A 25,844-nucleotide genomic window follows, 5' to 3' on the forward strand; every position below is an offset into this window, starting at 1 on the left:
GGGTGAAAACCGTCAGTTCCCTCTCCTGGAGGAGAGGGCTAGGGTGAGGGCGTTCTAAGCTAAAACTTAGTTATCAATACCTTTACTGCGCAGGTAATCTTCATAGCCGCCGGTAAAGTCAACCACACGCTCTGGCGAAATTTCAATCACGCGGGTGGCCAGCGAGCTCACAAATTCACGGTCGTGAGAGACAAAGATCAGCGTGCCCGGGTACATTTCCAGCGCCATGTTCAGCGATTCAATGGATTCCATATCCAGGTGGTTGGTTGGTTCGTCCATGACCAGAACGTTCGGACGTTCCATCATCAATTTACCAAACAACATACGGCCTTTCTCACCACCGGACAGCACCTTCGCAGGCTTTTTGATATCGTCCTGGCTGAACAACAGACGACCCAGAATGCTGCGCACCGCTTGCTCGTCGTCACCTTCTTGCATCCACTGGCTCATCCAGTCGAACACGGTCAGGTCATTTTCAAACTCGTATTCGTGATCCTGCGCGTAATAGCCGATTTGCACATTCTCAGACCATTTAACTGTACCTGCGTCTGGAGCCAGTTCGGCAACCAGCGTTTTAAGCAGAGTGGTTTTACCCACGCCGTTGGTACCCAGAATGGCGAGTTTCTCACCCACTTCCAGCAGCATGTTAACGCCTTTGAACAGCGGGCCGTTGTCAAAACCTTTCGCCAGTGATTCCACTTCAAGCGCATTACGGAACAGTTTCTTGTCCTGCTCGAAGCGAATGAACGGGTTCTGACGGCTGGAGGCTTTAACTTCGTCGAGTTTGATTTTATCAATCTGACGCGCACGAGAAGTCGCCTGGCGAGATTTCGAGGCGTTGGCACTAAAGCGGCTAACGAAGGATTGCAGGTCAGCAATCTGCGCTTTTTTCTTCGCGTTATCAGACAGCAGACGTTCACGAACTTGTGTTGCCGCCGTCATGTATTCGTCGTAGTTACCTGGATAAACGCGCAGTTCGCCGTAGTCCAGGTCCGCCATGTGCGTACAAACCATGTTCAGGAAGTGACGGTCGTGCGAAATGATGACCATGGTGCTGTTACGTTCGTTGAGAACCGTTTCCAGCCAACGAATGGTGTCGATGTCGAGGTTGTTCGTCGGTTCATCGAGCAGCAGGATATCCGGGTTTGAGAACAGCGCCTGCGCCAGCAGCACACGCAGTTTCCAGCCTGGAGCGACTTCGCTCATCGGGCCGTAATGCTGTTCAACAGGGATCCCTACGCCAAGCAGTAATTCACCGGCACGCGCTTCGGCGGTGTAACCGTCCATTTCGCCGTAGAGAACTTCCAGATCGGCAACTTTATAGCCGTCTTCTTCGCTCATCTCTGGCAGCGCATAAATGCGGTCGCGCTCTTCTTTTACAGCCCACAGTTCGGCATGGCCCATGATGACCGTATCGAGAACGGTGAACTTTTCAAAGGCGAACTGATCCTGACGCAATTTACCGATGCGCTCGTTAGGATCGAGTGAAACGTTACCCAGCGTTGGCTCTAAATCGCCACCGAGGATCTTCATAAAGGTAGACTTGCCGCTACCGTTGGCGCCGATCAAGCCGTAACGGTTGCCGCCGCCAAATTTGACAGAAATATTTTCAAACAACGGCTTACTGCCGAACTGCATTGTGACGTTACTGGAAACTAGCACAGAGATGTCCTGATAAAATTGTAATATGTGAGATCGGGCACATTATGCCATAACTCAACGTGTAGATCGCTCTGCTTGTGCGCTGGTGATAAAATAATCAATATGCAAAAAAGTGTGATTTAATCCACATCTGATTTCCCTGTCTGACAGAATGCACATATAATGCGCGCTTAAATCGCTCCGTCTCTTCACTAACTAGCCTGCATGGCCATAAATACTTCGCATAAAATGAATATGAAACTACGCACAATTTTACTGGCATTTGTGGCTGTCGTGGCTTTTAGCAAAACAGCTTCTGCCGTGACTTATCCTCTGCCAACCGATGGCAGTCGTCTGATTGGTCAAAACCAGGTTGTTACTATCCCTGAAGGTAGCACTGCACCGCTGGAAGAATATGCGGCGCGTTACCAGATGGGCCTTTCCAACATGCTGGAAGCTAACCCAGGTGTAGACCCTTATCTGCCAAAGCCTGGCACCATCCTGAACATTCCTCAGCAGTTAATTCTGCCGGATACCGTTCATGAAGGTATCGTGATTAACAGTGCTGAAATGCGCCTTTACTACTACCCGGCTGGCACCAACACCGTTATCGTGTTGCCAATCGGTATCGGCCAGTTGGGTAAAGATACTCCGCTGAACTGGACCACTAAGGTAGAACGTAAGAAAGCAGGCCCGACCTGGACACCAACGGCGAAAATGCACGCAGAATATATTGCTGCCGGTACGCCGCTGCCAGCCGTTGTACCAGCCGGTCCGGATAACCCAATGGGTCTATACGCGCTGTACATTGGCCGTCTGTATGCGATTCACGGCACCAACGCCAACTTTGGTATCGGTCTGCGAGTGAGCCACGGTTGTGTGCGTCTGCGTAACGAAGACATCAAATTCCTGTTCGAGAAAGTGCCAGTCGGTACGCGTGTTCAGTTCATCAACGAACCGGTGAAAGCCACCGTTGAGCCTGATGGCACGCGCTATGTAGAAGTGCATAACCCACTGTCTACTACTGAAGAGCAGTTTAACTCAACTGAGATCGTGCCAATCGCGCTGAAAAGCAACGTGACTGCCATTACCGCTCAGCCAGACGTTGACAGCACCGTGCTGGATCAGGCGATTCTGAACCGTTCCGGTATGCCGGTTCGTTTGAACTAATCGAACTTTCGAGCATAACTAAGCGACCTACGGGTCGCTTTTTTTATGCCTGCAAAATGGGATTTGGCAGATTGCCCAAAACATTCTGGAACGTTCCAATTTGGAATATTTGGTATGCTCATAATTCATGATGTGATCGGTAGCACATTTTCAGCTTTAATTGTATGATGAATGCGTTTCTTAAAGGGTCATCACCATGCGTAATTCGCTCACCGTAATTTGGCAGTACCTGCGTTCATTTGTATTAATTTACATATGCTTATATGTGGGCATTGCTATTGCATCGCTGTTGCCGATCACCATTCCTGGCAGCATTATCGGCATGTTAATTCTGTTTGTTTTGCTCTCTCTGCAAATCCTGCCAGCGAAATGGGTTAAACCAAGTTGCCACCTGCTGATTCGTTATATGGCGTTGCTCTTTGTACCGATTGGTGTGGGCGTCATGCAGTATGTTGATGTGATAAAACAGCAATTTGGCCCGGTGGTTGTCTCCTGCTTTATCAGTACCTTAGTGGTATTAGTTATCGTGAGCTGGAGTTCTCATTTGGTTCACGGCGAACGTAAAGTCGTGGGTGAAAGCGAGGGTGAAACAAAATGATGCATCATATCTGGTGGTCTTTACCTTTAACGCTGGTGACCTTCTTTCTCGCCCGCCAAATCGGAATGCGTTATAAGTCGCCGCTGCTGAACCCGTTACTGGTTTCGATGATTGTTATCATCCCTATTCTGGTGTTTACCGGAACGCCCTATGATCACTATTTCGCTGGCAGTAAAGTGCTGAACGATTTGCTACAACCGGCGGTAGTTGCCCTCGCATTCCCACTGTATGAACAGCTTCACCAGATTCGTGCACGCTGGAAATCCATTATCACTATCTGTTTTATTGGCAGCATGGTCGCGATGATTACCGGTACATCGGTTGCATTATTAATGGGTGCCACACCACAAATCGCCGCGTCAATCTTGCCTAAATCTGTCACCACACCGATTGCCATGGCTGTGGGCGGCAGTATAGGCGGCATCCCGGCAATTAGCGCCGTCTGCGTGATTTTCGTGGGGATTCTGGGCGCGGTATTTGGCCATAGCATTCTGAATCTAATGGGTATTAAAACCAAAGCGTCGCGCGGCCTGTCGATGGGTGCTGCCTCTCACGCCCTTGGGACTGCGCGTTGTGCTGAACTGGATTTCCAGGAAGGCGCATTCAGCTCACTGGCGCTGGTGATTTGCGGCATTATTACGTCGCTGGTTGCCCCATTCTTATTCCCGGTGATTTTGGCTGTATTTGGTTAAAACTTGCGAGAGATCGCGCAATTTCATTCTTTATTTCATAAGTTGCATTTGTAATTAGAGAAAGATCACATATAAAGCCCATACAGAACCGTAAACTACGGTTCAATTACTTGTTATGAGGCTACGATCCATGCGCTCACGTTTTCAGGCTGCTCTCGCACAACTCCCGGCTTCACTGCAAGCCGCTTTGCAACCCTTGATTGCTGATGCCCACTTCCCGGCGATGTTTAGCGCTACTGAAGTGGAATCATTGAAAACCCAGACCGGGTTTGATGATGACGCGCTGGCATTTGCTTTGCTGCCGCTTGCAGCAGCCTGTGCCCGCGCGGATTTGTCGCAGTTCTATGTGGGTGCGGTAGCGCGTGGCGTCAGCGGAAATCTCTATTTCGGCGGCAATATGGAGTTTCTTGGCTCCACCATGCAGCAAACCGTTCATGCCGAGCAAAGTGCAATTACCCATGCGTGGATGCGTGGCGAAAAAGCCCTCGCCGCGATTACCGTCAACTATACGCCGTGTGGCCATTGCCGCCAGTTTATGAATGAACTGAACAGCGGCGTGGCATTGCGCATTAATTTGCCGGGCCGCAAGCCTGCAACTCTTGGCGACTATCTGCCAGACGCATTTGGTCCGCGTGATTTAGAAATCAAAACGTTGCTGCTGGATGAAATGGATCATGGTTTTACGCTGCAAGGCGATGAACTCAGCCATGCCGCCATCACGGCCGCAAACCGCAGCCATGCGCCTTACAGTAATGCGCCTTCGGGTGTTGCGCTGGAAATGCGCGATGGGACAATTTTCACCGGTAGTTATGCGGAAAACGCCGCATTCAACCCTTCCCTACCCCCGCTGCAAGCTGCGCTGAATCTGTTGAGCCTTTCCGGCTACGATTACAATGATATCCAGCGCGCGATTCTGGCTGAAAAAGCCGAAGCGCCATTGACACAATGGGACGCGACAGCCGCCACGTTAAAAGCGTTGGGCTGTATGAATATCGACCGCGCACTGTTGAATTGATGAAACCAATGCGGGCGCAAGAGCGCTCGCATTGGCGATTTTTAGTCCAACCAATTCCGCGAATCTTGCTCTTAACCACCAGGTAAAGTAGCCTTGGATAAAATTCCATCCCTTTATTGAGCCGCAAGTCCATGTTGAAGCGCTTGTTTTATAGCCTGTTGGTGATAATCGGCTTGGCTGTGGTGGCTGCGCTTTGTCTTGACCGCTGGATAAGCTGGAAAACTGCACCTTACGTTTACGACGAACTGCAAGATTTGCCCTATCGCCAGGTTGGTGTGGTGTTGGGTACCGCCAAGTATTACCGCACCGGTGTGATTAATCAGTATTATCAATTCCGAATTCAGGGTGCATTAAATGCCTATAACAGCGGCAAGGTAAACTACCTGCTGTTGAGCGGCGATAATGCGCTGCAAAGCTACAACGAACCCATGACCATGCGTAAAGACCTGATTGCCGGTGGTGTCGATCCAGCCGATATCGTGCTGGATTACGCAGGTTTCCGTACGCTGGACTCTATCGTTCGTACGCGAAAAGTCTTTGATACCAATGATTTTATTATTATCACTCAGCGTTTTCACTGCGAACGCGCCCTCTTTATTGCCCTGCATATGGGCATTCAGGCGCAGTGTTACGCCGTCCCTTCGCCAAAAAATATGATGACAGTGCGTATCAGGGAGTTTGGTGCGCGTTTAGGTGCGCTGGCAGATTTGTATATCTTCAAACGTGAGCCGCGTTTCCTGGGGCCGCTGGTGCCTATTCCTGCCATGCATGAAGTGCCTGAAGATGCGCAAGCTTATCCGGCAGTCACACCAGAACAGTTGCTGGAATTGCAGAAGAAAGAGAAGAAATAGAGTGCATAAAAAAACCCGCACATATCGTCCTGTGCGGGTCTTGGTAAACCGTAGAGATTACTTCTTACGAGCGTATTTCAGTGAATCCAGCGCGACCGCGAAGATAATAATCGCGCCCTTGATAATGTACTGCCAGTAAGGGTTCACGCCGATATACGTCAGGCCGTAGTTGATCACCGTAAAGATGATAACACCAGTTACGACACCTACCACCGTTCCCACACCGCCGCTGAATGACACACCGCCAACCACGCACGCCGCAATCGCATCCAGTTCGTACATAAAGCCGAGGTTGTTGGTCGCAGAACCGATACGGCCCGCTTCTAACATCCCGCCGAACGCGTAGAACACACCAGACAGCGCGTAAATCATGATCAGGTTCAGGGCAACGTTTACACCAGAAACTTTAGCCGCTTCAGGATTACCACCGATGGCGAAGATGTTCTTACCAAAGCGCGTTTTGTTCCACAGTACCCAGACAAAGCCAATCGCAATCAACGCATAGAATGTGATGTACGAGAGCTTAAAGTTACCCATCTTGATAAAGCCCTGGGTAAAGGTCGAGAACCCGCTGTCGAACCCGGCAATTGGCGACGCACCAACAAAGTCGTAATACAGGGAGTTGATACCATAAACGATAATCATGGTGCCCAATGTGGTGATAAACGGCGTCACATTCAGGTAAGCGATGATAATACCGTTAACCAGACCAATGATGGCGCCAATCGCACAGACGATCAGGATAACCACCGGAATAGGCATGGTGCTCATTTCAGGGAAAACTTTGTTCACGTTTTCCATGGACTGCAAAAGCGTTGCTGCAACGACCGCAGCCAGGCCAACCTGACGACCCGCCGAAAGGTCAGTACCCTGGGTCACAATCAGCCCCGCCACACCCAGTGCAATAATAATACGCACTGATGATTGGGTCAGAATGTTACTTAAGTTCATCAAGCTTAAAAACGTGGGATCCTGGAAAATAATAATCGCCAGCAAGACCAGCAAAACGACATAAATGCCGCCTTCTTTCAGATAAGTTAGAAAACTTTTCTTATTTAACGCACTCATTTTTAATAGCCCCTAAATTATCAAAGGTGCACAGACGCAAGACGTAATATTTCGTTCTGCGTGGTTGTTTTAGTGTCTACAATTCCGGCAACAAGACCATTGCTCATGACCAGAATACGATCTGTAATCCCTAACAACTCCGGCATTTCGGACGAAATAATGATGATTCCTTTCCCTTTCTTGGCAAGCTCAGCGATTAACTGATAAATTTCAAATTTAGCGCCGACATCAATCCCACGGGTTGGCTCATCCAGCATTAAAATTTCTGGCTGTGTTAATAACCAACGTCCAATAATAACTTTCTGTTGATTACCACCGGACAGCGAACCAATAGAAGTACGATGACCAGGTGTTTTTACACGCATTGAGTCGATTACCCATTGGGTATCGCTTTTCATGCGCGAATTATCTAATAAACCAACTTTGTTTTTATAATTACGAATATTAGAAATCAGCGAGTTAAAGCCGATATCCAGGTACGCATAAATACCGGTTGAACGACGCTCTTCTGTGACCAACGCAAAACCGTGGTTAATCGCTTCATTCGCCGAATGGTTATTAATTTTTTTGCCGTGCAACATAATGGTGCCGTCAGACTTCTCACGGATACCAAATAACGTTTCGACAATATCAGTACGTTTTGCACCGACCAGACCGGCAATGCCGAGAATTTCCCCTTTATGCAAATCAAAGGAGACATCACGAATCGAAGGCTGGCGCAAAGAAGTGAGGTTGCGCACTTCCAAAATCACTTCACCCGGCACGTTTTCTTTTGTCGGGAAACGTTGGTTCAGGGAACGGCCAACCATCATGGAGATAATTTTATCCATGTCCAACCCTTCTAAAGGTTGGGTGGCAATCCACTGTCCGTCACGCAAGATGGTGATTTCATCACACAACTGGAAGATCTCTTCCATTTTGTGAGATATATAAACAATGCCGCAGCCGCGCTCTTTTAACTTACGAATGATTTTGAAAAGGTGATTAACTTCCTTTTCTGTCAGTGAGGATGTTGGCTCATCCATAATGACGATTTTGGCATTGTAAGAAAACGCTTTAGCGATTTCGATCATCTGCATTTGCGATACTGACAAAGTGCCCACGCGAGCTTTAGGGTCAATATCAATATCCAGTTCATCGAAGATGTGTTTGGTATCGCGGTACATTTTGTCTTGATCGACAAATACACCTTTGGTTGGGTAACGCCCCAGCCACATGTTATCCATTACGGTGCGTTGTAAAACCAGGTTTAATTCCTGATGCACCATGGAGATACCATTTTCCAGCGCCTCTTTAGTGCTGGAAAAGTTAACTTCTTGTCCCTGAAAAAGAATGCTGCCGGAATCTTTGCTGTAGATCCCAAAAAGACATTTTAATAATGTTGATTTGCCTGCGCCGTTCTCACCCATTAATGCGTGAATGGAATGAGGACGAACTTTTAAATTAACATTATCCAGTGCCTTAACGCCGGGGAATGATTTATTAATGTTGGTCATTTCCAACAAATATTCCGACGACTGATTTGTATTTGTGTCAACCATAGTTATACCTGTGTGGCTGATTATCATGCCTGATACCGGGCGAAAATTCGCCCGGATTCGACACACTTAAAGCCATATCCTGAACGGGATACTTATTTACCGACGAATTGAGCCAGGTTGTCTTTATCAACACCAACGTAAGGAATACGGACAATTTTGTCTTCGATTTTCCAGTTAGTGCCTTCTGCTGCTGGTTTGCCAGCGGCCAGGTTTTTCACCAGATCGAAGGTTGCTTTAGCCTGGTTGTTCGCATCGTTCAGAACAGTACCGGCCATTGCGCCAGATTTAACCATTGCCAACGCTTCTGGCAGGGCATCCACACCGAAGACTGGAATAGAAGATTTGTTATGTGCTTTCAACGCTTCTACAGCACCCATTGCCATCGCATCGTTGTTGGCGATAACCACTTCGATTTTGTTAGCATTCGGGCCAGACAACCATGCGTCCATCTTATCTTTCGCCTGAGCGGTGTCCCACATTGCGGTATCTAACTGCAGTTGTTGGGTTTTCAGACCTTTGTTGTTCAGCTCTTTGATAACGTAAGTGGTACGAGCTTCAGCATCCGGGTGGCCTGGCTCGCCTTTGAGCAGAACGAATTGAACCTGACCATCTTTGTTCAGATCCCACGCTGGGTTTGCTGCCCAATGTTTAGCAATCAGGTCGCCCTGAATAACACCGGATTCTTTAGAGTCGGTACCTACGTAGTAAGCTTTATCGTAGCTATCCAGCGCTTTACGAGAAGGCTCTTTGTTGTAAAACACGATTGGTACGTTCTGACCACGGGCTTTTTCGATAACAGTGCCAGCAGCAGCAGGGTCAACCAGGTTGATTGCCAGACCTTTCACGCCTTTTGCCAACAGCACGTCAATCTGATCGTTCTGCTTGGATTGGTCGTTCTGGGAGTCGTTCATCAGCAGTTCTACATCTGGAGATGCTTTTGCGTCTTTTTCGATTGCCTTGCGCACGACCGACATAAAGTTATCGTCGTATTTATAAATGGTCACACCAATACGGGTATCAGCTGCATGAGCGGCTGCGCCAAACAACATGCAGGACATAATGGCGGACAGGGTCAAAACCTTCTTATTCATGGTATCTCCGGTTTTTTTGCAGGGTAGTTCAGTGGTATTCAGGCAGGCAGCATTGTTAAGAAAACGTTACTGAGTGCCGAAAATTTTTCTCTGTTAAAAAAACTCTTCCGTGTTTCGTAACGATCCATAACTGCTTTTTTGATAGTTTTGGCTTAATACCTATACGTAAACTGATTAATCACCGTTACATATAGTTTCAGCTTATAAAACGCTGACATCATAGTCATCGCAATGTTAATTAACTGTGAATTTACTCACAAATTGAAACCGGTTACATAAAAGACTTTATTCAGAGAGTGATCGGTGCCGCAATTTGGCGAGGAGCCACTGAATGACGGCGGACTAATGTCGGCATAAAACAGTGTGTTGCACCATTATCGAGCGTCCCTGCGGCGCCCTGTAACGCCAGTTCAGTCGCCAGACGTGCCATTGAAACAATGGGGTAACGCACCGTTGTGAGTTGCGGATCGGTGTAACGCGCGATAGGAATATCATCAAAGCCAATGATGGATACATGGTGCGGCACGACAATCCCGTTATCTTTCAAGGCAGTTAACGCACCTGCGGCCATGCTGTCGTTGTAGGCAAACACCGCACTGAGTTGCAAATTGCGCCCAAGCAGCTCCACCATCGCCGCTTCGCCACCCTGCATATCCGGCGAACCGACGCCAACCCAGCTTTCCGGCGGGGTGATCCCCTGCTCGGTCATGCCCCGCATCCACCCTTCCCGGCGTTGGGCGTTATCTTCAATTGCGTGACTTGAGGCCAGATAACCAATGCGCTGATGGCCCTGATTAAACAGCATTCGTGTTGCCATTAAGGCACCGCTGACGTTATCCAGCCCCACGCAGCGATGCTCATAACCTGGCACAATGCGATTGACCAAAACCATGCCTGGAATTTGATCAAGGAATTCACCCAGCTCTTGATCGCGGAGCGCTTTAGCATGAACAATCAATGCGTTACAGCGCTGACGAATCAACACTTCAATGGCATGACGTTCTTTTTCTTCCTGGTGGTAGCTATTGCCAATCAGAACGTATTTGTTGTGCTGCTGCGCCACAACATCCACGGCTTTGACCAACGCACCAAAGAACGGATCGGAAACATCCATGACCACCACGCCGATGGTGTCGCTCACCTGCGTGGCTAACGCCTGGGCGTTGGCATTCGGGCGATATCCCAGTTGCGCCACCGCCTGCATTACAGTTTCACGCGTGTCGGCGCTGACTAATGCGCTGTTATTGAGTACGCGGGATACTGTCGCCACGGAGACGCCGGCGATTCGGGCAACGTCACGAATGGTGATCATAGGTATCGACCTGACGCTGGAGGAATAAGTCTCATGGATGCACCCTGTATTTGGCAAGGTGGCTATTTTGGCAGTGAGTTGTGAATGACTACGTGAGGATGATCACATCAATGAAAACGGTTACATACATATCGTTAACGTTTGTGATGTATATCATTATCTTGCTGGATGTTTCAGTGATACCCCTGCGGCCCGTGCGGTGAGTTGCCGCCACAGCCATTCAACAGGCCCCTGGCGGAAGAAACGCAGCCAGAGCATAGAGAAGAGAATGTTAATAACCCACACGGCAGGCACCACGGCCAGCAGGGATAAACGATCAAACTTCATGAACCAGCCCATGCGGAAGAAGAGCGTGGTGCAAATCACCGTTTGCAGTAAATAGTTTGATAGCGCCATGCGCCCAACATGCGCCACGGCATTCACCAGCCACAAACGTGAAAGCTGTGGCCAGTAGCCAAATGCCAGCGCTGCATAACCTACGGTCTGGAACGGCGCGCTCAACTCTCGCGGGGCTTGCAACAAGAAAGCACACCAGCGATACATCCAGCCCACATGCCACTGGGCGTAAATCGCCGGAATGTTAATTAACATGCCCACCACAATCAGCCACAAACCCGTGCGACGATAATGATGCAAACTAAACTCGCCACGCAGCCAGCCGCTGCGCATTAATGCCGCGCCCATCAGCATCATGCCCGCCAGCTGCCAGCCATACTGTGCGCCTAGCGCCACTAAATTCGAGGAGAGAAGATCAATGCGATTACTGATTGCCTCGGTGCCACCGTTTAGCTTCCACCACTGCTCATATTGCAAGTTGGCCGCATCTGGTATCCACGAACGGTTTGGCGCGTCGCCGGAAATAAAGCCCAGCAACAACAGTACGCCCACCCCGGTGAGATAAAGCATCACGCCGGTATTAAACAGGGAACGAATCCCCGGAGCGTCGCGGATCAGCCGCCAGCACACCAGCCCAACCAAGCCGTAAGCCAGCAGAATATCGCCATCCCACAGCAAAATGCCGTGCATAAAGCCGAGCAGAACGAGTAGCGTCAGGCGTGACTGGATCCAGCGTTTGCCGCGATGTAACAACATCTGCAAACCTGCACCGAATAGCAGCGCAAACAACGTGAGGAATTTGACCTGAGCGAAAAGGTCGAGAATCGCCCATGTCCAGGCGTCGCTGTCGGTGACAGAGCCGGACCAGGCTGGATTGAGATACGCCGCCTTCGGTAAACCGAAGGCCACGATATTAAGCAGCAGGATGCCGAGAATAGCGACGCCACGGACAAAATCCAGCGTGATATTTCTCTCCATACACCCAGCTCACTTAATGATTAGTTATGACGCACAGCGCGCAGAAATTCCTGGCGAGTGTTTTGGCTGGATTTAAACAATCCACCCAACGACGTGGTCGTGGTCGCACTTGTCGCATCCTGCACTCCACGCGCTTTCACACAATAATGGACCGCATCAATAGATACCGCCACATTGTTGGTGCCAAGCAGGGTTTGCAGAGCAATCAGGATTTGCTGAGTTAAGCGCTCCTGAACCTGCGGGCGCTGGGCAAAGAACTGCACAATGCGGTTAATTTTCGACAAACCAATCACCGTGTCTTTCGGGAGATACGAAACGGTCGCTTTCCCGTCGATAGTCACGAAGTGGTGTTCGCAGGTGCTGGTCAACGTAATGTTGCGCACCGTGACCATTTCATCAACCTTCATCTTATTTTCGATGACGGTGATTTTCGGGAAATTGGCGTAATCGAGACCGGAGAAAATCTCATCGACATACATTTTTGCGATGCGATGCGGGGTTTCCATCAAGCTATCGTCGCTCAAATCGAGATTGAGCAACTGCATGATTTCCGTCATATGTTCGGCAATCTCGCGCTTGCGGGTTTCGTTATCCAGCTCACGCACAGGTGGGCGCAGCGGGGTTTCTAAACCGCGAGCAACCAATGCTTCGTGAACCAGTGCGGCTTCTGGACTGAGTGATGACATGTTGTTTTCTCCTGCAGGTGTGGCTGACCCCTGCCCTCATAGGGGCAAAGTGTGCGCTCATTGTGCGTGAGCGCGGTCGCATAATCCAGTAGTGCGAACGATAATTATTGAAATCGTCAATACCTTCGCCACACGAGGCCACCGCTAATCAATAACGCAAAACCGGCGACATATAATGCAGGCTCAAGCTGCCCGGTCAGTGACGTCGATAATGCCGAGAGCATCGGCCCAACTAACTGCCCCATCGCATAACCGGTGGTCAGTAATCCTGCCATATAGCGGGTATGTTTTGGTGCCAGCTCGCGCCCGCAGAGTAGCGATAATTGCACCGCACACAAGAAGCCCCCGCCCACCAGCAACGAACCTAACACCAGCCCAAACATACCGGGAATCATATCTGAGGCGAATACCCCAAGGGCTTGTAGCCACAGAACCAGCGCCAGGCGTTGGTGACTTTGCAACAAATGACGCGCAGCAATACCGAGCAAAATACCGCACACTGCCGCGCCACCGAATATCGGCCAGACGAACTGCGCAAACGCGCTGCCAGGGAAACGTGCGCTGGCCATTTGCGATAAAAATGTCGCGGGCAGAATGTAGCCAAATCCCGCCAGGCTATAACTCCAGACCAGGCGTTTAAGCGGCGGCGTTAAAACCAACGGCTCTGGTGCGGTTTCCGGGCGATGTAGTTCGCCTTTGCGCGGCAAGTTGCGGGCGATTAACACAATAAATAGCAGCGCTAAAACGCCATAAACCAACCACGCATGGCTGGCCGATAACCCGTAGCTGTGAATTGCAACCGCCAGCAAACCGCTGATAAATATTCCGGCCCCCGGCCCTGCAAATACCGCAGCGCTTAATCCGGGTTTACCTAAATGCGCCAGTTGTTCGTTCGTCCAGGCCGCAATTAATACCATCGCCCAGCCGCTGGCACACCCAATCAGAAAACGAATTAACGCGTGCCACAGTGCGGAATCTACGGTGGCTGAAAGCAGTGTTAAAATTACCGCCCCCCAGACGCCAGCCATTAATCGCAGCTCGACACGCCGGTGCGCCCGCATGGCATCCCACGCGCCAACCAGATAACCGAGGTAGTTAATCGCTGCTACCAAACCCGCGCTGGTTAGGGTAAGTTGCCCTTCTGCTATCATCAACGGGACTTGCGGCGTGAATGCAAAGCGGCCAATGCCCATTGCAACGACTAACACTAAAAATCCCGTCAACGCGATACGTGCCGCCACACAACCCCCGATTGTTACGATTTCGTTGCCAGCATGATGCAGCATGACTAGACTGGGGAGAAGTGAAAGTTATTCATCGATCTTGAATATAAATAAGGACCTCTGGATGGAACTACTAGAAGAACACCGATGTTTTGAAGGCTGGCAGCAGCGCTGGCGCCATGATTCCACAGTATTGAAATGCCAGATGACGTTCAGTATTTTTCTACCAACGCCGCGCACCACTCCTCCACCGGTTCTCTATTGGTTGTCTGGTTTAACCTGTAACGACGAAAACTTCACCACCAAAGCCGGCGCGCAGCGTGTCGCTTCTGAATTGGGAATTGTGCTGGTGATGCCAGATACCAGCCCACGCGGTGAAAACGTGCCTAATAGCGAAAGTTACGATCTCGGCCAGGGCGCAGGGTTTTACCTGAATGCCACTGAAGAACCGTGGGCCGGGCATTTCCGTATGTACGACTACATTAATGAAGAACTGCCCGCGTTGATCGCTGATAACTTCAGTATTAGCGACAAAGCATCTATTTTCGGGCATTCGATGGGTGGCCATGGTGCATTGAGCATCGCGTTGAAAAACCCAGGCCGCTACTGTTCCGTTTCTGCCTTCGCACCGATTGTGAACCCAACGCGTGTGCCATGGGGGCAAAAAGCCTTTGCGGCCTATTTAGGTGCTGACGAAGCGAAATGGCGTGAATGGGATAGCTGCTGCTTGCTGATGCAGGCTGACGAGAGCAAGTCTATTCCGGTGCTTATCGATCAGGGGGATGCCGATCAGTTCCTGGCCGATCAATTGCAACCGGCACAGTTTGCGGAAGTGGCGCGGCAGAAGAACTGGCCGTTAACGCTCCGCGTCCAGCCGGGTTACGATCACAGTTATTATTTCATTGCGTCGTTCGTTGAAGACCATCTGCGTTTTCATGCGGAGCATTTGGCTTAATATTTTCCCCCCTCACCCCGGCCCTCTCCCAAAGGAGAGGGAGAAAACCGGATGTCCCCTCTCCTTTGGGAGAGGGTTAGGGTGAGGGCAAAAACTTAGAACGTGTAATCCACCGCCATAAAGTAACGACGACCATCTTCGTTGTAACTGTAATCGTCACGACTCAGGTCTTTGTCACCCAGGTTCAGCACACCCGCACGCAGTTTAACGTTTTTCGTCGCCTTCCACGCTGCACCGGTATTCCACACTACGTAACCGCCAGGCGTGGGTTCGCTGCTGGTTGTCGCACGCTGCTCGCCGGTATAGTTGGCAGAAACGTAGAACGACCAGTCATCCAGTGGTACCCAGTCCAGCGTACCGTTTGCGGTATGGAATGGCAGAGAAGACAACGGCTTGTTACCACCATTACTTAAATCACGACCATCGTTATAGGTGTAGTTCAACGTCAATTTCCATTGATCGTTAAACGGCACTTTCACCTCGGTTTCCACGCCGCGAATACGCGCTTTATTGACATTGTAGTATTTGAAGATAGGGTTCCCCGCACTGTCAAAACCCACAAAATTCGAATAGGACGGTGCCAGCGCACGGTTAGCGGTACGGTTGATATCAATCATATCTTCCAGATCGTTCTGGAAGGTGGTGATACTCCCGCTTACGCCATCCAGCAGGCCTTCATCACCGGCGTAATACAGGCCAAGTTCGAAGCTTTCGCTGGTTTCAGGTTTCAAATCGGAGCTGCCGACAATCTTACAAGAGCCACGGCAAGAGTTGCTGGTCCAGTCCGGGCTTAACTGTAATAAAGAAGGCGCTTTAAATGCGGTCGCCCAACCACCTTTTACTGTGACGGTATCCGTCGCGCTATAAACGAGATAGGCTCGCGGGCTCCAGTGGTCGCCGTATGTTTCGTGGTCATCCATACGGATGCCGGTAGTCAACGCCAGCGGCTCGAAAATCCGCCATTCGTCTTCCAGGAACAGTGCGTACTGGCTGGCGGATGTTTCGGAACTGCTGCCACCAGTCAGGTTTACCGGGTCACTTAACTTATCGTGACGCCATTCACCGCCGAAGGTCAGCAACTGGTTGATCTCGCCTAATGGCAGCACCAGTTTGCCGTCGAGGCTATTATTGCGTGAGGTGATTGGCGAGCTATTGCCCGGATTGAGGTTATCAATTTTGTCGCCATAAAAACGCAGCTCGGTATTGCCATAATCCCAACGGCCATTGTGGGAAATGGAGTAATCCTGGCGTTCCATGCGGTTTTTATTCAGCGAGTCAGAATCCCTGTCCTGGCGGTCAAACCCGTAACCGAAAGTCATATCCTGGTTTTCGGTTGGGGTCAGCGCAAATTCGGCGCTGCCGCTCCGCGACGTGAAGCCTTCGATGCGTGGCGTTTCACCCGTGGCGCTGGTATTGGAAGATTCTTGTTTGTCTTTCTCGCGCTTGCCGAGGTTGCCGTAAACTTTCACCCCGAGCAGGTCGTCAACGATGGGGCCGCTGACGAAGAAATTACTGTTATAAGAATCACCCCGATCGCGTTTTTCCTGAATCGTGGTGTCCGCTGTGATGGTGCCGTGCCAGGCTTTGCCGACTTTACGCGTGATAATGTTGACCACGCCGCCCAACGCATCGGAACCATAGAGCGAGGACATCGGCCCGCGCACCACTTCGATACGTTCAATCGCATCGACTGGGATCCAGTTAAGGTCGAAATCATTGTGACGGAATACGGCATTGCGCGAATTCACTCGTTTACCATCCACCAGAATCAGCGTGTAGCTGCTACTCAGGCCACGAATACTGACGCCCTGGCGGTTATCCCCTTCGTTGGTGAGCTGCACACCGGGAACTTCCTGCAAGACATCTTTCAGGTTCTGGATCGGTTTCTTTTTCAGATCTTCTTGAGTGATAACGCTAATACTGGCAGGCGCATCTTTGAGGCTTTGCTCGCTAGCAGACGCAGTCACAACCACGGTGTCTTCGTATTCAGTAGCAATAACTGGAAACGCAGCACTGATTATTGACGCGCAAAGTCCTCCCCGGACGATGGGATTCAACCTTAACATTCCTTTCTCCATGAGGTGAATGGCAAACAATATTTAACAAATAGATTGCGCTCACATTCCTAATGCGACGCTTGCTACATTGGCAAGCGACTGCAAGCTTTACTCACCAACATCCAGCCGGGGTAAAGTGTGGCGACACCATAAAATAAACGAGAATAGTTATCAATCAAATTGTTAAAATTTGTAATGTTTGGCTACTGCATTCAGGGGAAGGGAATGAAATGTTATTGACTGCCAAAAGCAAAAAGGGCGCGATAATCGCGCCCTTTTCGTTTTACTTTGACTTTTACTGCTCGTTTTTAAACGTTTTCGGGAAAGTCATTTCGCTGTATTTCACGAAACGCGTTCCTTTAGTAATTTTGTAGCCCCACCAGATCGCCAGGAACAGCGGAATACCGATGTAAGTGGCAGTCACGCCAGCCCAGTCGATTTTATCGGCCAGGAATGCTTCGTAGTTCTGACCCAAAGTAATGATAAGGCACAGGACGAAAGCAAAGATTGGCCCCAGCGGGAAGAAGCCAGAAACATACGGCAAGTCTTTGAGATCAAGCCCTTGCTTCACATAGCCACGGCGGAAACGGTAGTGGCTAATGGCAATCCCCAACCAGGCGATAAAGCCCGTCATACCGGAAGTATTCAGCAGCCACAGGTAAACGGTCTGGTTCCCGAACATAGATGTCAGGAAGCACAGGCCCGCGACAACAGTTGTTGCGTACAGCGCATTACGCGGCACACCGCCACGGGAAAGCTTAGAGAAAATGCGTGGCGCTTTGCCGTCGCACGCCAGGGTGTAAAGCATACGCGTTGATGCGTACATCCCGGAGTTACCCGCAGACAGTACCGCCGTCAGAATAACCGCATTCATGACAGCCGCCGCAGACAACAGACCCGCGTGCTCGAAGACCAGCGTGAATGGGCTAACGCCGATGTCTTTCACATCATTACGCAGCAGGCTTGGATCGGTGTAAGGAATGATCAGGCTGATAATCAGAATCGCGAACACATAGAACAGCAGGATACGCCAGAATACCTGACGAACCGCGCGTGGAATATTTTTACCTGGATCTTCAGATTCACCCGCTGCAACACCGATAAGCTCAGTCCCCTGGAAGGAGAAACCGACTATCATCGCCACGCCTATCATCGCCGAGAAACCACCCGCAAATGGCGCATCGCCAATTGCCCAGTTACTCCAGCCCGCAGGTTGTGCACCTTTAAAGATGCCCAGAATCATCATCACGCCGACGGCGATAAACACCACCACGGTGACGACTTTAATCAGTGAGAACCAGTATTCTGCTTCACCAAAACCTTTAACGGAAATGTAGTTGAGCAAGAACATGATGCCAAGGAACAGCGCACTCCAGATCCAGCCTGGGGTGTCAGGGAACCAGTAGTTCATCACCAGTTGTGATGCCACCAGGTCAACCGCGATGGTTACCGCCCAGTTGTACCAGTAGTTCCAGCCCAGTGCGAAGCCGAAGCCTTCTTCAACGTATTGCTGCCCATAGGTGGCGAAAGAGCCAGAAACCGGCATATAAGCCGCAAGCTCGCCCAGGCTTGTCATCAGGAAGTACACCATCAGACCAATCAGCATATAGGAGAGCAGCGCGCCGCCTGGGCCCGCTTGAGAAATGGTTGCACCAGAGGCAACAAATAGCCCGGTACCGATGGAACCGCCGATGGCGATCATCGTTAAGTGGCGCGCTTTTAGCTCACGACGTAAGCCAGGCGCTTGTGTTGTTTTATCTTGAGAAACCATAGAAAATTGCGGTCCTTCCTAAAAATGAGGCGAGATTGTAGCAAACCAGTCTCATACATATAGAAGAAATACGCTGTTATAAGAGAGCTTCATGATCCGGGCCGGATTATAAGTAACGCACTTATGATACAGGCCAGAGAAAGGGTTATTGGGCGGGTTACGATGTGAGGGAATCCCTTCCCCACTGAGTTCGAAAGGGTTACTTAAAATCGACCTTCATCAACTCCGGAATACTAAAGTCGCGGGTGATTTCCACGCAGCGGTTAATATAGTCAACAAAACGAGGCGGCGGTGACATCCCCAAATCCAGCAGTTTTTTATTTGAGAAACGCACATTCAGCATTGAGAATTCACCGTATAAACGCATCGCTCTGAGCATGAGCCGTTCATTACACGGGCCATAAATAGTCTTGAATTCGCGGCGACCTTTAACCAGTTCACTGTAATCCACTTGTTGGTAGTGGGAAGAAACAGGTTGCTGATTCAATGCTGCGGCCATGGCTTTGTCGATTTCGATAAACTGCGTGCTGCCGGTATCGCCTGCGGAAATATGGTAAACCGTTTCACTCAGTACCGCGCTTTTGGTTAATAACAGCAAGGCTTCGGCGCAATAATCGACGGGGATAACGTCAATCTTATCTTCCAGAGAGCACATGAATTTCCCGAGCATCAGCGCCATGCGGAATACCCAAAAAATACTGCTCGATGGACGACAGCCTTCTTCACTGTGACCGACGACAATAGACGGATGGGCAATCACTAAAGGAAGCTGTGGGCACTGTTCAATCATCAATTGTTCAATGGTAGATTTTGACCAGGTGTACTGGACCAGATGCTCTACCTCAGGCTTGCGAGTCATGCTTTCAGTGACCAGCGTTCCGGCTTCAGGAACACATGACATTGCGGTTCCGACGTGCACAAAACGAACTAAGCCCGCCACATCGGCCATGCGTTTAACGAACTTCAACGTGCCTTCGACATTCACCTTCCAAATCAGTGCGTTATCGCCAAAGGAGGCGACTGCCGCAGAGTTAATAACATGAGTCACGCCAGAAAGTCGGTCGTCATTCAAAAAGTCTTCTGAATAAGCTAAATCGCCGAGTAAAATATTTCGTTCGTTTATTTTTGTGAGTAAGGTTTCACTGCAACCAAATTTAGCGAGGTTATTTCTGATTCTTTCTACGCCCTCTTTTGGAGAGTTTGCCCGAACCAGTAACAAAATGGATTCAATAGATGTATCGGAAAGTGCGCGTGCTAATACAGCTCCGCCCAAAAAACCGGTGGCACCGGTAATAAACAGACTCTTCATGATGAAAACCCTTGAGTTTAAAAACGCCATCCTAAAGGTCGATATATAAACAATGAGTCAATCAAATTGCTAATAAAAAACTTAATGAGATAATTAAAGCCAGTATTAATCACTGGCTTTATATTTTATTTAGAGCAATATACGCGGGCTTCACGCGGGGTATAAATCCCGAGCGTGACAACACGCAACAGCACATCCATTCCGGATTCCTGAACTTCAGTACGAACCACTTTATCCGCGCCACCACAGACCTGAGCGGCATCAATCGTCTGCGTTTGCCCTAAACCCTGAACAAAGAATGCCTGTTTAACTTCCTGAGTCGGCTTTTCAGCAATATCATGTTTGATGGTAAAGGTTTGTTGCGCACAACCGGCTAACGCCATAGAAGCAACGACTGCAATAAGTAACTTTTTCATAACAACCCTATATATTATAATTGAATTCCGGCACAGCTTCGCATTGCACTTTTATATATGCAATACGAATAATAGCGACTTATCTGTTATTTAAATACCGTTTGAAATTCGTTTATATATGAGCAGCCATAAACAATAATTCCGTTATACCGGAGTGACGGTAATGATACTAACAAGTTAAATATCAATCATTAAATAATAAAGTTAAAAAATGAATAAACCTGCCAACCAAGTCAGGCTTATTCTTATGATTCCAGATATTAATCTGCTAAAAATAACTATTCATCGCAATACTTCAAAAAACGCAGCAATGCATTAGAAATGTGTTTCTGGCGATGATGAATACGATATAACGTGCGCACCAGGCGCGGTAGCGGCACCGGAACTTCCACCAGCGAACCGCTTTCCAGCTGTTCGGCAATCACTCTGCGCGATAAGCAACTAATCCCTAAGCCATGGCGCACCGCGTGTTTAATCGCTTCTGAATTTCCCAGCTCCATGCCGAGATGAAACTGCGGCAAATGCGAAAGCAGCAGATAGTCCACGATTTCGCGGGTGCCAGAGCCTTTTTCACGCAGGATCCACGGCTGTTTTGCCAGCGTGTCCAGCGTGACGGGTTGTTGTAATAACGGCGCATCTGGTGGCGCAAATACCACTAACTCGTCTTCCAGCCACGGCTCTGTCACCAGTTCGGTCATGTGGCTTGGGCCTTCAATCAGGCCGATATCAACCCGGAAATCCGCCACGGCGTTAATCACGTCCTGGCTATTGCCGACGCTCATTTCGAGGGGGAGCGTGGGAAAATCACGGCGATAATGGGCAATCATTTCCGGCAGTATATAGTTGCCGATAGTGCTACTGGCAAAAACACGAATCGCGCCGTTGTCTTCTTTAAATAGCTGTTCGACTTCGATTGCCTGCTCCAGCAAACCCACCACGCGCGGATACAACAAGCGGCCATGTTCGTTGACAACCAGTCGCTTACCGACCCGGTCAAATAATTGCACGCCCAACTGCCCTTCAAGATCCGACAACGCCGCACTCACCGCTGACTGCGACAGCGCCAGCATTTGCGAAGCCTGAGTAGTGGAACCGCTTTTGAGCACTTCGGCGAACACTTCAAGTTGCCGTAGGGTGATATGCATATTAAGCACGCCTTAACACTTATTCAGATTAATTATAAATATATAATCAATTTTATTTTTAAACCAGCAGGACTTATTCTTTTGCCAATAGAGCCAAAATAATTCGAGTTGCAGGAAGGCGGCAAGCGCGAGAAACCCGCTGAGCTTACGCCGGTAAGTGATTCGGGTGAGCGCGTGCAGCCAACGCACCTGCGACTTGAAGTATGACGGCTATACAAAGGAGAAGGTTATGGCTACGTTATCAATTCCCACTCATCGACATACATTGTGGCACTTTCTGCCAGGGCTTGCGCTGGCAGGGGCAATTACAGCGTTGGCTCTGTGGCTGGGCAATATTCCGTCCGTTGCGGCACTTGGCCTGGGAGCACTGACGCTCGCTATTTTGTGCGGGATGGTGATTGGCAACACGCTTTACCCGAAAATCTGGCAGCACTGTGATGGTGGCGTGCTGTTTGCCAAGCAGCATTTATTGCGCCTGGGGATCATTCTGTATGGTTTTCGACTGACGTTTTCACAAATTGCCGACGTCGGTGCCAGCGGCGTGATCATTGATGTTCTGACATTAACCAGCACTTTTGCCCTCGCCTGCTGGCTGGGTCAAAAAGTGTTCGGGCTGGATAAACAAACCAGTTGGTTAATTGGTGCAGGTAGTAGCATTTGCGGTGCGGCAGCGATTCTGGCCACTGAACCGGTGGTTAAAGCCGAAGCCAGTAAAGTGACGGTAGCCGTCGCAACGGTGGTGATTTTCGGTACGCTCGCTATCTTCATTTATCCAATGATCTATCCGTATGTCACACAGTGGTTCACACCGGAAACCTTTGGGATTTACACCGGTTCGACCATGCATGAAGTGGCGCAAGTGGTGGCGGCGGGCCATGCTATCAGCCCTGAAACTGAAAACGCAGCCGTGATTGCTAAAATGCTGCGCGTAATGATGCTGGCTCCGTTCTTGATTTTCCTGGCAGCGCGCGTTAAACAGCTCGCTCCAGCCGGTCAGGCACAGAAAAGCAAAATCACCATCCCATGGTTTGCAGTGCTGTTTATTGTGGTGGCAATGTTTAACTCGCTGCACTTGTTGCCAGCATGGGCAGTTAATGCCCTGATTACACTGGATACATTCTTGCTGGCGATGGCGATGGCGGCGTTAGGTTTGACCACGCACTTCAGCGCGCTGAAAAAAGCCGGTGTGCGCCCGCTGCTGATGGCACTGGTGCTGTTTGTCTGGCTGATTGTCGGTGGCGGCGCGATTAACCTCGGCATCCACCATTTAATGGCCTGATATTTCCACCTGAACCCGCTATCATTGTTCGTTTCCCGGTAGCGGGTTTTGACAGGAGGAAGAATGATGAAGTTTATTGGCGCACATGTTAGTGCCGCAGGTGGTCTGGAAAATGCCGCAATTCGCGCACACGAGCTGGAAGCCACTGCTTTTGCCCTGTTCACCAAAAACCAACGTCAGTGGCGTGCAGCACCGTTGACCGAAGAAGTTATCACCCAATTCAAACGCGCCTGTGAAAAGTACAATTACGGTCCAGGCCAAATCCTCCCCCACGACAGTTATCTGATTAACCTCGGCCACCCGGTTGAAGAAGCGCTGGAAAAATCTCGCGAAGCTTTTATTGATGAGATGGAACGCTGCATGCAGCTAGGTTTGACGCTGCTTAACTTCCATCCTGGCAGCCATTTGATGCAAATCCCTGAAGAAGAGTGTCTTGCACGTATTGCGCAGTCGATCAACATCGCGCTGGATAAAACCGAAGGCGTGACGGCGGTGATTGAAAACACCGCAGGCCAGGGCAGCAATCTTGGGTTCCGGTTTGAGCATCTGGCCGCCATCATTGATGGCGTGGAAGACAAATCCCGCGTCGGCGTTTGTATTGATACTTGCCATGCTTTTGCGGCGGGCTATGACTTGCGGACGGAAGCTGATTGCGAAAATACTTTCGCTGAGTTCGACAAAATTGTGGGCTTCCAGTATCTGCGCGGTATGCACCTTAACGACGCCAAAAGTGCTTTTGGTAGCCGTGTAGACCGTCATAACAGCCTGGGTGAAGGGAACATCGGCCACACGCCGTTTGCCTGGATCATGCGCGATAACCGTTTCGACGGTATTCCGTTAATTCTGGAAACCACGAATCCGGATATCTGGGCTGAAGAGATTGCCTGGTTGAAAGCTCAGCAGCACGAAGAAGCTGCCGCGTAGGCATAAAAAAAGCTCCCGGTGGATGCCGGGAGCTTGCTATTTTTGTCGGATGACGCTGCGCTTATCCGACCTTCGGAACTATGCCGGAACTATGCCGCTTTAACCGCTAACTCTGTTTCAGAACGCTTCAGGAAGGCATAAGACAGACCCGCCAGCAGTGTTCCCGCCACAATCGCAATCAGATAACCCACAACCGGGGTAATTGCGCCTGGAATTAACAGCACAAACAATCCGCCGTGTGGTGCCATCAGTTTAGCGCCGACCGCCATGGAGATTGCGCCAGTCACCGCTCCGCCAATGATACAGCACGGTAATACACGCATTGGGTCACGCGCGGCGAACGGGATTGCCCCTTCGGTGATAAAGCACAGACCGAGAACCATCGCTGCTTTGCCGCCCTCTTGCTGCGCTTTGTCGAATTTACGACGCGCAACCAGCGTTGCCAGACCCATTGCCAGCGGTGGAACCATGCCTGCGGCCATAATAGCGGCCATCGGAGCGTAAGTTTGGGTACTCAGTAAACCGACACCAAACGCATAAGCCGCTTTGTTTACCGGCCCGCCCATGTCAGTACACATCATGCCACCGAGGATTGCGCCCAGCAGAACCGCATTCGCCGTGCCCATGGTTTGCAGCCAATGAGTCAAGCCTTCGAGGATTTTCGCAACTGGCGTACCAATCAGGTAAATCATCGCCAGACCGACAATCAGGCTGGAGAACAAAGGAATAATCAGAATTGGCTTCAGTGCTTCCATGCTGGAAGGCAGTTTCAGCTTAGTGCTGATCAACTTCGCAATATAACCTGCGAGGAAGCCCGCAATAATCCCGCCGATAAAGCCAGAACCGGTGCTCACCGCTAACATACCGCCGATAAGACCTGGCGTCAGACCTGGGCGGTCAGCGATGGAGAACGCGATGTAACCAGCCAGAACCGGAACCATCAGTGCAAAGGCTGACCCCCCACCGATTTGCATCAAAGCGGCTGCTAATGTGCCTGGTTCTTTAAACGCTTCGATACCAAATGCAAACGACAGTGCGATACACAGGCCACCCGCGACAACCATCGGCAGCATGAACGAAACGCCTGTCAGCAAGTGGCGATAAGCGCCTGCAGACTCTTTCTTCCCTTCTGTTGCGCTGGCAGCACTCTGCCCGGTCGCTTCGAAAGGTTTCGCTTCCACAACCGCTTTATCCAGCTCTTGCGCCGTTTTCTTCAGCGCTAAGCCAGTTGAAGTGCGATACATCGGTTTCCCGGCAAATTTCGCCAGGTCCACTTCGATATCAGCCGCAACAATCACTAAATCTGCTGCTGCCACTTCTTCCGGAGTAATCGCATTACCCGCGCCTACAGAGCCGCGTGTTTCGACTTTTACCCACCAGCCACGTTTTTTAGCTTCAGTTTCAATGGCTTCTGCCGCCATAAAGGTATGCGCGACACCCGTAGGGCAAGCCGTCACCGCGACAATACGCTTCGGCCCTTTCGCCAGTTCAACCGGGGCTGCATTAGCTGGAGTGGTGTAAGGCTTCGCTTTGTCTTTCGCTTCACCTAAAAACAGTTCCGGGTGCTGAACTGCACGGTCGATATCACCCAGAAAGACCTTTTTGCCATTTAGCGCGCTATCGGCAGGAATGGCGGTCCCTACAACGATGGCCATTTCAGCATCGTTTGGATTGTCGATAATCTGCAAGCGTGCTTTAGCCGCAGCGCTTCCGAGCAGCGTTTTCGCGAGATAAGCGCGAGCTTGCCCAAGACCTGGTTCGATAATCAGCAGCGTTTTCATTGTTC

22 protein-coding genes are annotated in these 25,844 nt (G+C 50.2%); 8 read left to right on the forward strand and 14 right to left on the reverse strand.

What is annotated here, in order from left to right; translation table 11 throughout:
- Window positions 1-66 precede the first annotated feature (66 nt).
- Window positions 67-1,662 carry an ABC-F family ATPase gene (locus GBAG_RS13530; protein WP_034496977.1) on the reverse strand — a complete coding sequence of 532 codons (1,596 nt, stop codon included), beginning with the start codon at window positions 1,660-1,662 and terminating at the stop codon, window positions 67-69.
- A gap of 228 nt (window positions 1,663-1,890) precedes the next feature.
- Here GBAG_RS13530 and ldtB point away from each other — a divergent pair, with 228 nt between their 5' ends.
- The 5 genes from ldtB (at window position 1,891) to sanA (ending at window position 5,967) form a co-directional block, all read left to right on the forward strand.
- Window positions 1,891-2,811 carry a L,D-transpeptidase gene (ldtB, locus tag GBAG_RS13535; protein ID WP_034496980.1) on the forward strand — a complete coding sequence of 307 codons (921 nt, stop codon included), beginning with the start codon at window positions 1,891-1,893 and terminating at the stop codon, window positions 2,809-2,811.
- Between the two features lie 196 nt (window positions 2,812-3,007).
- On the forward strand, window positions 3,008-3,409 hold the full coding sequence (locus GBAG_RS13540) for a CidA/LrgA family protein (RefSeq protein ID WP_034496982.1): 402 nt from the start codon (window positions 3,008-3,010) through the stop codon (window positions 3,407-3,409).
- On the forward strand, window positions 3,406-4,101 hold the full coding sequence (locus GBAG_RS13545; RefSeq protein ID WP_034496984.1) for a CidB/LrgB family autolysis modulator: 696 nt from the start codon (window positions 3,406-3,408) through the stop codon (window positions 4,099-4,101). The genes GBAG_RS13540 and GBAG_RS13545 overlap by 4 nt, the downstream gene beginning before the upstream one ends.
- A gap of 130 nt (window positions 4,102-4,231) precedes the next feature.
- Window positions 4,232-5,116 carry a cytidine deaminase gene (cdd, locus tag GBAG_RS13550; protein ID WP_034496989.1) on the forward strand — a complete coding sequence of 295 codons (885 nt, stop codon included), beginning with the start codon at window positions 4,232-4,234 and terminating at the stop codon, window positions 5,114-5,116.
- A gap of 131 nt (window positions 5,117-5,247) precedes the next feature.
- Window positions 5,248-5,967, forward strand: a complete 720-nt coding sequence (gene sanA / locus GBAG_RS13555; RefSeq protein ID WP_034496990.1) for an outer membrane permeability protein SanA — start codon at window positions 5,248-5,250, stop codon at window positions 5,965-5,967.
- Between the two features lie 57 nt (window positions 5,968-6,024).
- Here sanA and mglC read toward each other — a convergent pair whose 3' ends face one another.
- The 7 genes from mglC to GBAG_RS13590 form a co-directional block, all read right to left on the reverse strand.
- The gene (gene mglC / locus GBAG_RS13560) at window positions 6,025-7,035 is read right to left on the reverse strand and encodes a galactose/methyl galactoside ABC transporter permease MglC (protein WP_034496992.1); all 1,011 of its coding nucleotides are present in this window, start codon (window positions 7,033-7,035) and stop codon (window positions 6,025-6,027) included.
- Window positions 7,036-7,055: 20 nt separating this feature from the next.
- On the reverse strand, window positions 7,056-8,576 hold the full coding sequence (mglA, locus tag GBAG_RS13565) for a galactose/methyl galactoside ABC transporter ATP-binding protein MglA (RefSeq protein ID WP_034496994.1): 1,521 nt from the start codon (window positions 8,574-8,576) through the stop codon (window positions 7,056-7,058).
- 92 nt (window positions 8,577-8,668) lie between these two features.
- Window positions 8,669-9,667 carry a galactose/glucose ABC transporter substrate-binding protein MglB gene (mglB, locus tag GBAG_RS13570; RefSeq protein WP_034496996.1) on the reverse strand — a complete coding sequence of 333 codons (999 nt, stop codon included), beginning with the start codon at window positions 9,665-9,667 and terminating at the stop codon, window positions 8,669-8,671.
- A gap of 289 nt (window positions 9,668-9,956) precedes the next feature.
- Window positions 9,957-10,979, reverse strand: coding sequence for an HTH-type transcriptional regulator GalS (gene galS, locus GBAG_RS13575; RefSeq protein WP_034496998.1), 1,023 nt, complete (start codon window positions 10,977-10,979; stop codon window positions 9,957-9,959).
- A 156-nt stretch (window positions 10,980-11,135) separates the two neighbouring features.
- The gene (yeiB, locus tag GBAG_RS13580) at window positions 11,136-12,293 is read right to left on the reverse strand and encodes a DUF418 domain-containing protein YeiB (RefSeq protein WP_034497001.1); all 1,158 of its coding nucleotides are present in this window, start codon (window positions 12,291-12,293) and stop codon (window positions 11,136-11,138) included.
- Between the two features lie 20 nt (window positions 12,294-12,313).
- Window positions 12,314-12,979, reverse strand: a complete 666-nt coding sequence (gene folE, locus GBAG_RS13585; protein ID WP_034497002.1) for a GTP cyclohydrolase I FolE — start codon at window positions 12,977-12,979, stop codon at window positions 12,314-12,316.
- A 116-nt stretch (window positions 12,980-13,095) separates the two neighbouring features.
- Window positions 13,096-14,220: a YbfB/YjiJ family MFS transporter gene (locus GBAG_RS13590; RefSeq protein ID WP_034497115.1), complete on the reverse strand. Its 1,125-nt coding sequence runs from the start codon at window positions 14,218-14,220 to the stop codon at window positions 13,096-13,098.
- A 106-nt stretch (window positions 14,221-14,326) separates the two neighbouring features.
- Between GBAG_RS13590 and fghA the strand changes: the two genes are divergently transcribed.
- Window positions 14,327-15,157 carry an S-formylglutathione hydrolase gene (gene fghA, locus GBAG_RS13595; protein ID WP_034497005.1) on the forward strand — a complete coding sequence of 277 codons (831 nt, stop codon included), beginning with the start codon at window positions 14,327-14,329 and terminating at the stop codon, window positions 15,155-15,157.
- Window positions 15,158-15,252: 95 nt separating this feature from the next.
- On the opposite strand, the gene cirA is transcribed toward fghA, so the two are convergent.
- The 5 genes from cirA to yieE all read right to left on the reverse strand — a co-directional run bounded on the left by cirA (window position 15,253) and on the right by yieE (window position 21,855).
- Entirely contained in the window at window positions 15,253-17,223 is a 1,971-nt protein-coding gene (cirA, locus tag GBAG_RS13600; RefSeq protein ID WP_034497007.1) for a catecholate siderophore receptor CirA, read from the reverse strand.
- 286 nt (window positions 17,224-17,509) lie between these two features.
- Window positions 17,510-18,985 carry an amino acid permease gene (locus GBAG_RS13605; RefSeq protein WP_034497009.1) on the reverse strand — a complete coding sequence of 492 codons (1,476 nt, stop codon included), beginning with the start codon at window positions 18,983-18,985 and terminating at the stop codon, window positions 17,510-17,512.
- Window positions 18,986-19,184: 199 nt separating this feature from the next.
- Window positions 19,185-20,294 (reverse strand): SDR family oxidoreductase, encoded by a 1,110-nt coding sequence (locus tag GBAG_RS13610; RefSeq protein WP_034497012.1) that lies wholly within the window; start codon window positions 20,292-20,294, stop codon window positions 19,185-19,187.
- Window positions 20,295-20,419: 125 nt separating this feature from the next.
- A complete protein-coding gene (locus GBAG_RS13615) occupies window positions 20,420-20,710 on the reverse strand; it encodes a Bor family protein (RefSeq protein ID WP_034497014.1) in 291 nt (96 codons plus the stop codon).
- 278 nt (window positions 20,711-20,988) lie between these two features.
- Window positions 20,989-21,855, reverse strand: coding sequence for a DNA-binding transcriptional regulator YeiE (yieE, locus tag GBAG_RS13620; RefSeq protein WP_034497016.1), 867 nt, complete (start codon window positions 21,853-21,855; stop codon window positions 20,989-20,991).
- A gap of 229 nt (window positions 21,856-22,084) precedes the next feature.
- On the opposite strand from yieE, the gene GBAG_RS13625 reads away from it, so the two are divergent.
- Together GBAG_RS13625 and nfo are read left to right on the forward strand one after the other, a co-directional pair.
- Window positions 22,085-23,134 carry a YeiH family protein gene (locus GBAG_RS13625; protein ID WP_034497019.1) on the forward strand — a complete coding sequence of 350 codons (1,050 nt, stop codon included), beginning with the start codon at window positions 22,085-22,087 and terminating at the stop codon, window positions 23,132-23,134.
- A gap of 66 nt (window positions 23,135-23,200) precedes the next feature.
- Window positions 23,201-24,058: a deoxyribonuclease IV gene (gene nfo / locus GBAG_RS13630; protein ID WP_034497117.1), complete on the forward strand. Its 858-nt coding sequence runs from the start codon at window positions 23,201-23,203 to the stop codon at window positions 24,056-24,058.
- A gap of 89 nt (window positions 24,059-24,147) precedes the next feature.
- Here nfo and fruA read toward each other — a convergent pair whose 3' ends face one another.
- Window positions 24,148-25,839 (reverse strand): PTS fructose transporter subunit IIBC, encoded by a 1,692-nt coding sequence (gene fruA / locus GBAG_RS13635; RefSeq protein ID WP_034497022.1) that lies wholly within the window; start codon window positions 25,837-25,839, stop codon window positions 24,148-24,150.
- Window positions 25,840-25,844 lie beyond the last annotated feature (5 nt).

This window comes from Buttiauxella agrestis ATCC 33320, assembly GCF_000735355.1.
Classification (GTDB): Bacteria; Pseudomonadota; Gammaproteobacteria; order Enterobacterales; family Enterobacteriaceae; genus Buttiauxella; species Buttiauxella agrestis.

What these genes read in the sequence shown, in the direction of transcription:
- fghA (WP_034497005.1), top strand. Translation starts at nt 14,327, where the DNA reads ATGGAACTACTAGAAGAACACCGATGTTTTGAAGGCTGGCAGCAGCGC.
- mglA (WP_034496994.1), bottom strand. Translation starts at nt 8,576, where the DNA reads ATGGTTGACACAAATACAAATCAGTCGTCGGAATATTTGTTGGAAATG.
- cdd (WP_034496989.1), top strand. Translation starts at nt 4,232, where the DNA reads ATGCGCTCACGTTTTCAGGCTGCTCTCGCACAACTCCCGGCTTCACTG.
- sanA (WP_034496990.1), top strand. Translation starts at nt 5,248, where the DNA reads ATGTTGAAGCGCTTGTTTTATAGCCTGTTGGTGATAATCGGCTTGGCT.
- ldtB (WP_034496980.1), top strand. Translation starts at nt 1,891, where the DNA reads ATGAATATGAAACTACGCACAATTTTACTGGCATTTGTGGCTGTCGTG.
- mglB (WP_034496996.1), bottom strand. Translation starts at nt 9,667, where the DNA reads ATGAATAAGAAGGTTTTGACCCTGTCCGCCATTATGTCCTGCATGTTG.
- mglC (WP_034496992.1), bottom strand. Translation starts at nt 7,035, where the DNA reads ATGAGTGCGTTAAATAAGAAAAGTTTTCTAACTTATCTGAAAGAAGGC.
- GBAG_RS13540 (WP_034496982.1), top strand. Translation starts at nt 3,008, where the DNA reads ATGCGTAATTCGCTCACCGTAATTTGGCAGTACCTGCGTTCATTTGTA.
- GBAG_RS13615 (WP_034497014.1), bottom strand. Translation starts at nt 20,710, where the DNA reads ATGAAAAAGTTACTTATTGCAGTCGTTGCTTCTATGGCGTTAGCCGGT.
- galS (WP_034496998.1), bottom strand. Translation starts at nt 10,979, where the DNA reads ATGATCACCATTCGTGACGTTGCCCGAATCGCCGGCGTCTCCGTGGCG.
- GBAG_RS13625 (WP_034497019.1), top strand. Translation starts at nt 22,085, where the DNA reads ATGGCTACGTTATCAATTCCCACTCATCGACATACATTGTGGCACTTT.
- GBAG_RS13605 (WP_034497009.1), bottom strand. Translation starts at nt 18,985, where the DNA reads ATGGTTTCTCAAGATAAAACAACACAAGCGCCTGGCTTACGTCGTGAG.
- GBAG_RS13545 (WP_034496984.1), top strand. Translation starts at nt 3,406, where the DNA reads ATGATGCATCATATCTGGTGGTCTTTACCTTTAACGCTGGTGACCTTC.
- yieE (WP_034497016.1), bottom strand. Translation starts at nt 21,855, where the DNA reads ATGCATATCACCCTACGGCAACTTGAAGTGTTCGCCGAAGTGCTCAAA.
- nfo (WP_034497117.1), top strand. Translation starts at nt 23,201, where the DNA reads ATGAAGTTTATTGGCGCACATGTTAGTGCCGCAGGTGGTCTGGAAAAT.
- folE (WP_034497002.1), bottom strand. Translation starts at nt 12,979, where the DNA reads ATGTCATCACTCAGTCCAGAAGCCGCACTGGTTCACGAAGCATTGGTT.
- cirA (WP_034497007.1), bottom strand. Translation starts at nt 17,223, where the DNA reads ATGTTAAGGTTGAATCCCATCGTCCGGGGAGGACTTTGCGCGTCAATA.
- GBAG_RS13610 (WP_034497012.1), bottom strand. Translation starts at nt 20,294, where the DNA reads ATGAAGAGTCTGTTTATTACCGGTGCCACCGGTTTTTTGGGCGGAGCT.
- yeiB (WP_034497001.1), bottom strand. Translation starts at nt 12,293, where the DNA reads ATGGAGAGAAATATCACGCTGGATTTTGTCCGTGGCGTCGCTATTCTC.
- fruA (WP_034497022.1), bottom strand. Translation starts at nt 25,839, where the DNA reads ATGAAAACGCTGCTGATTATCGAACCAGGTCTTGGGCAAGCTCGCGCT.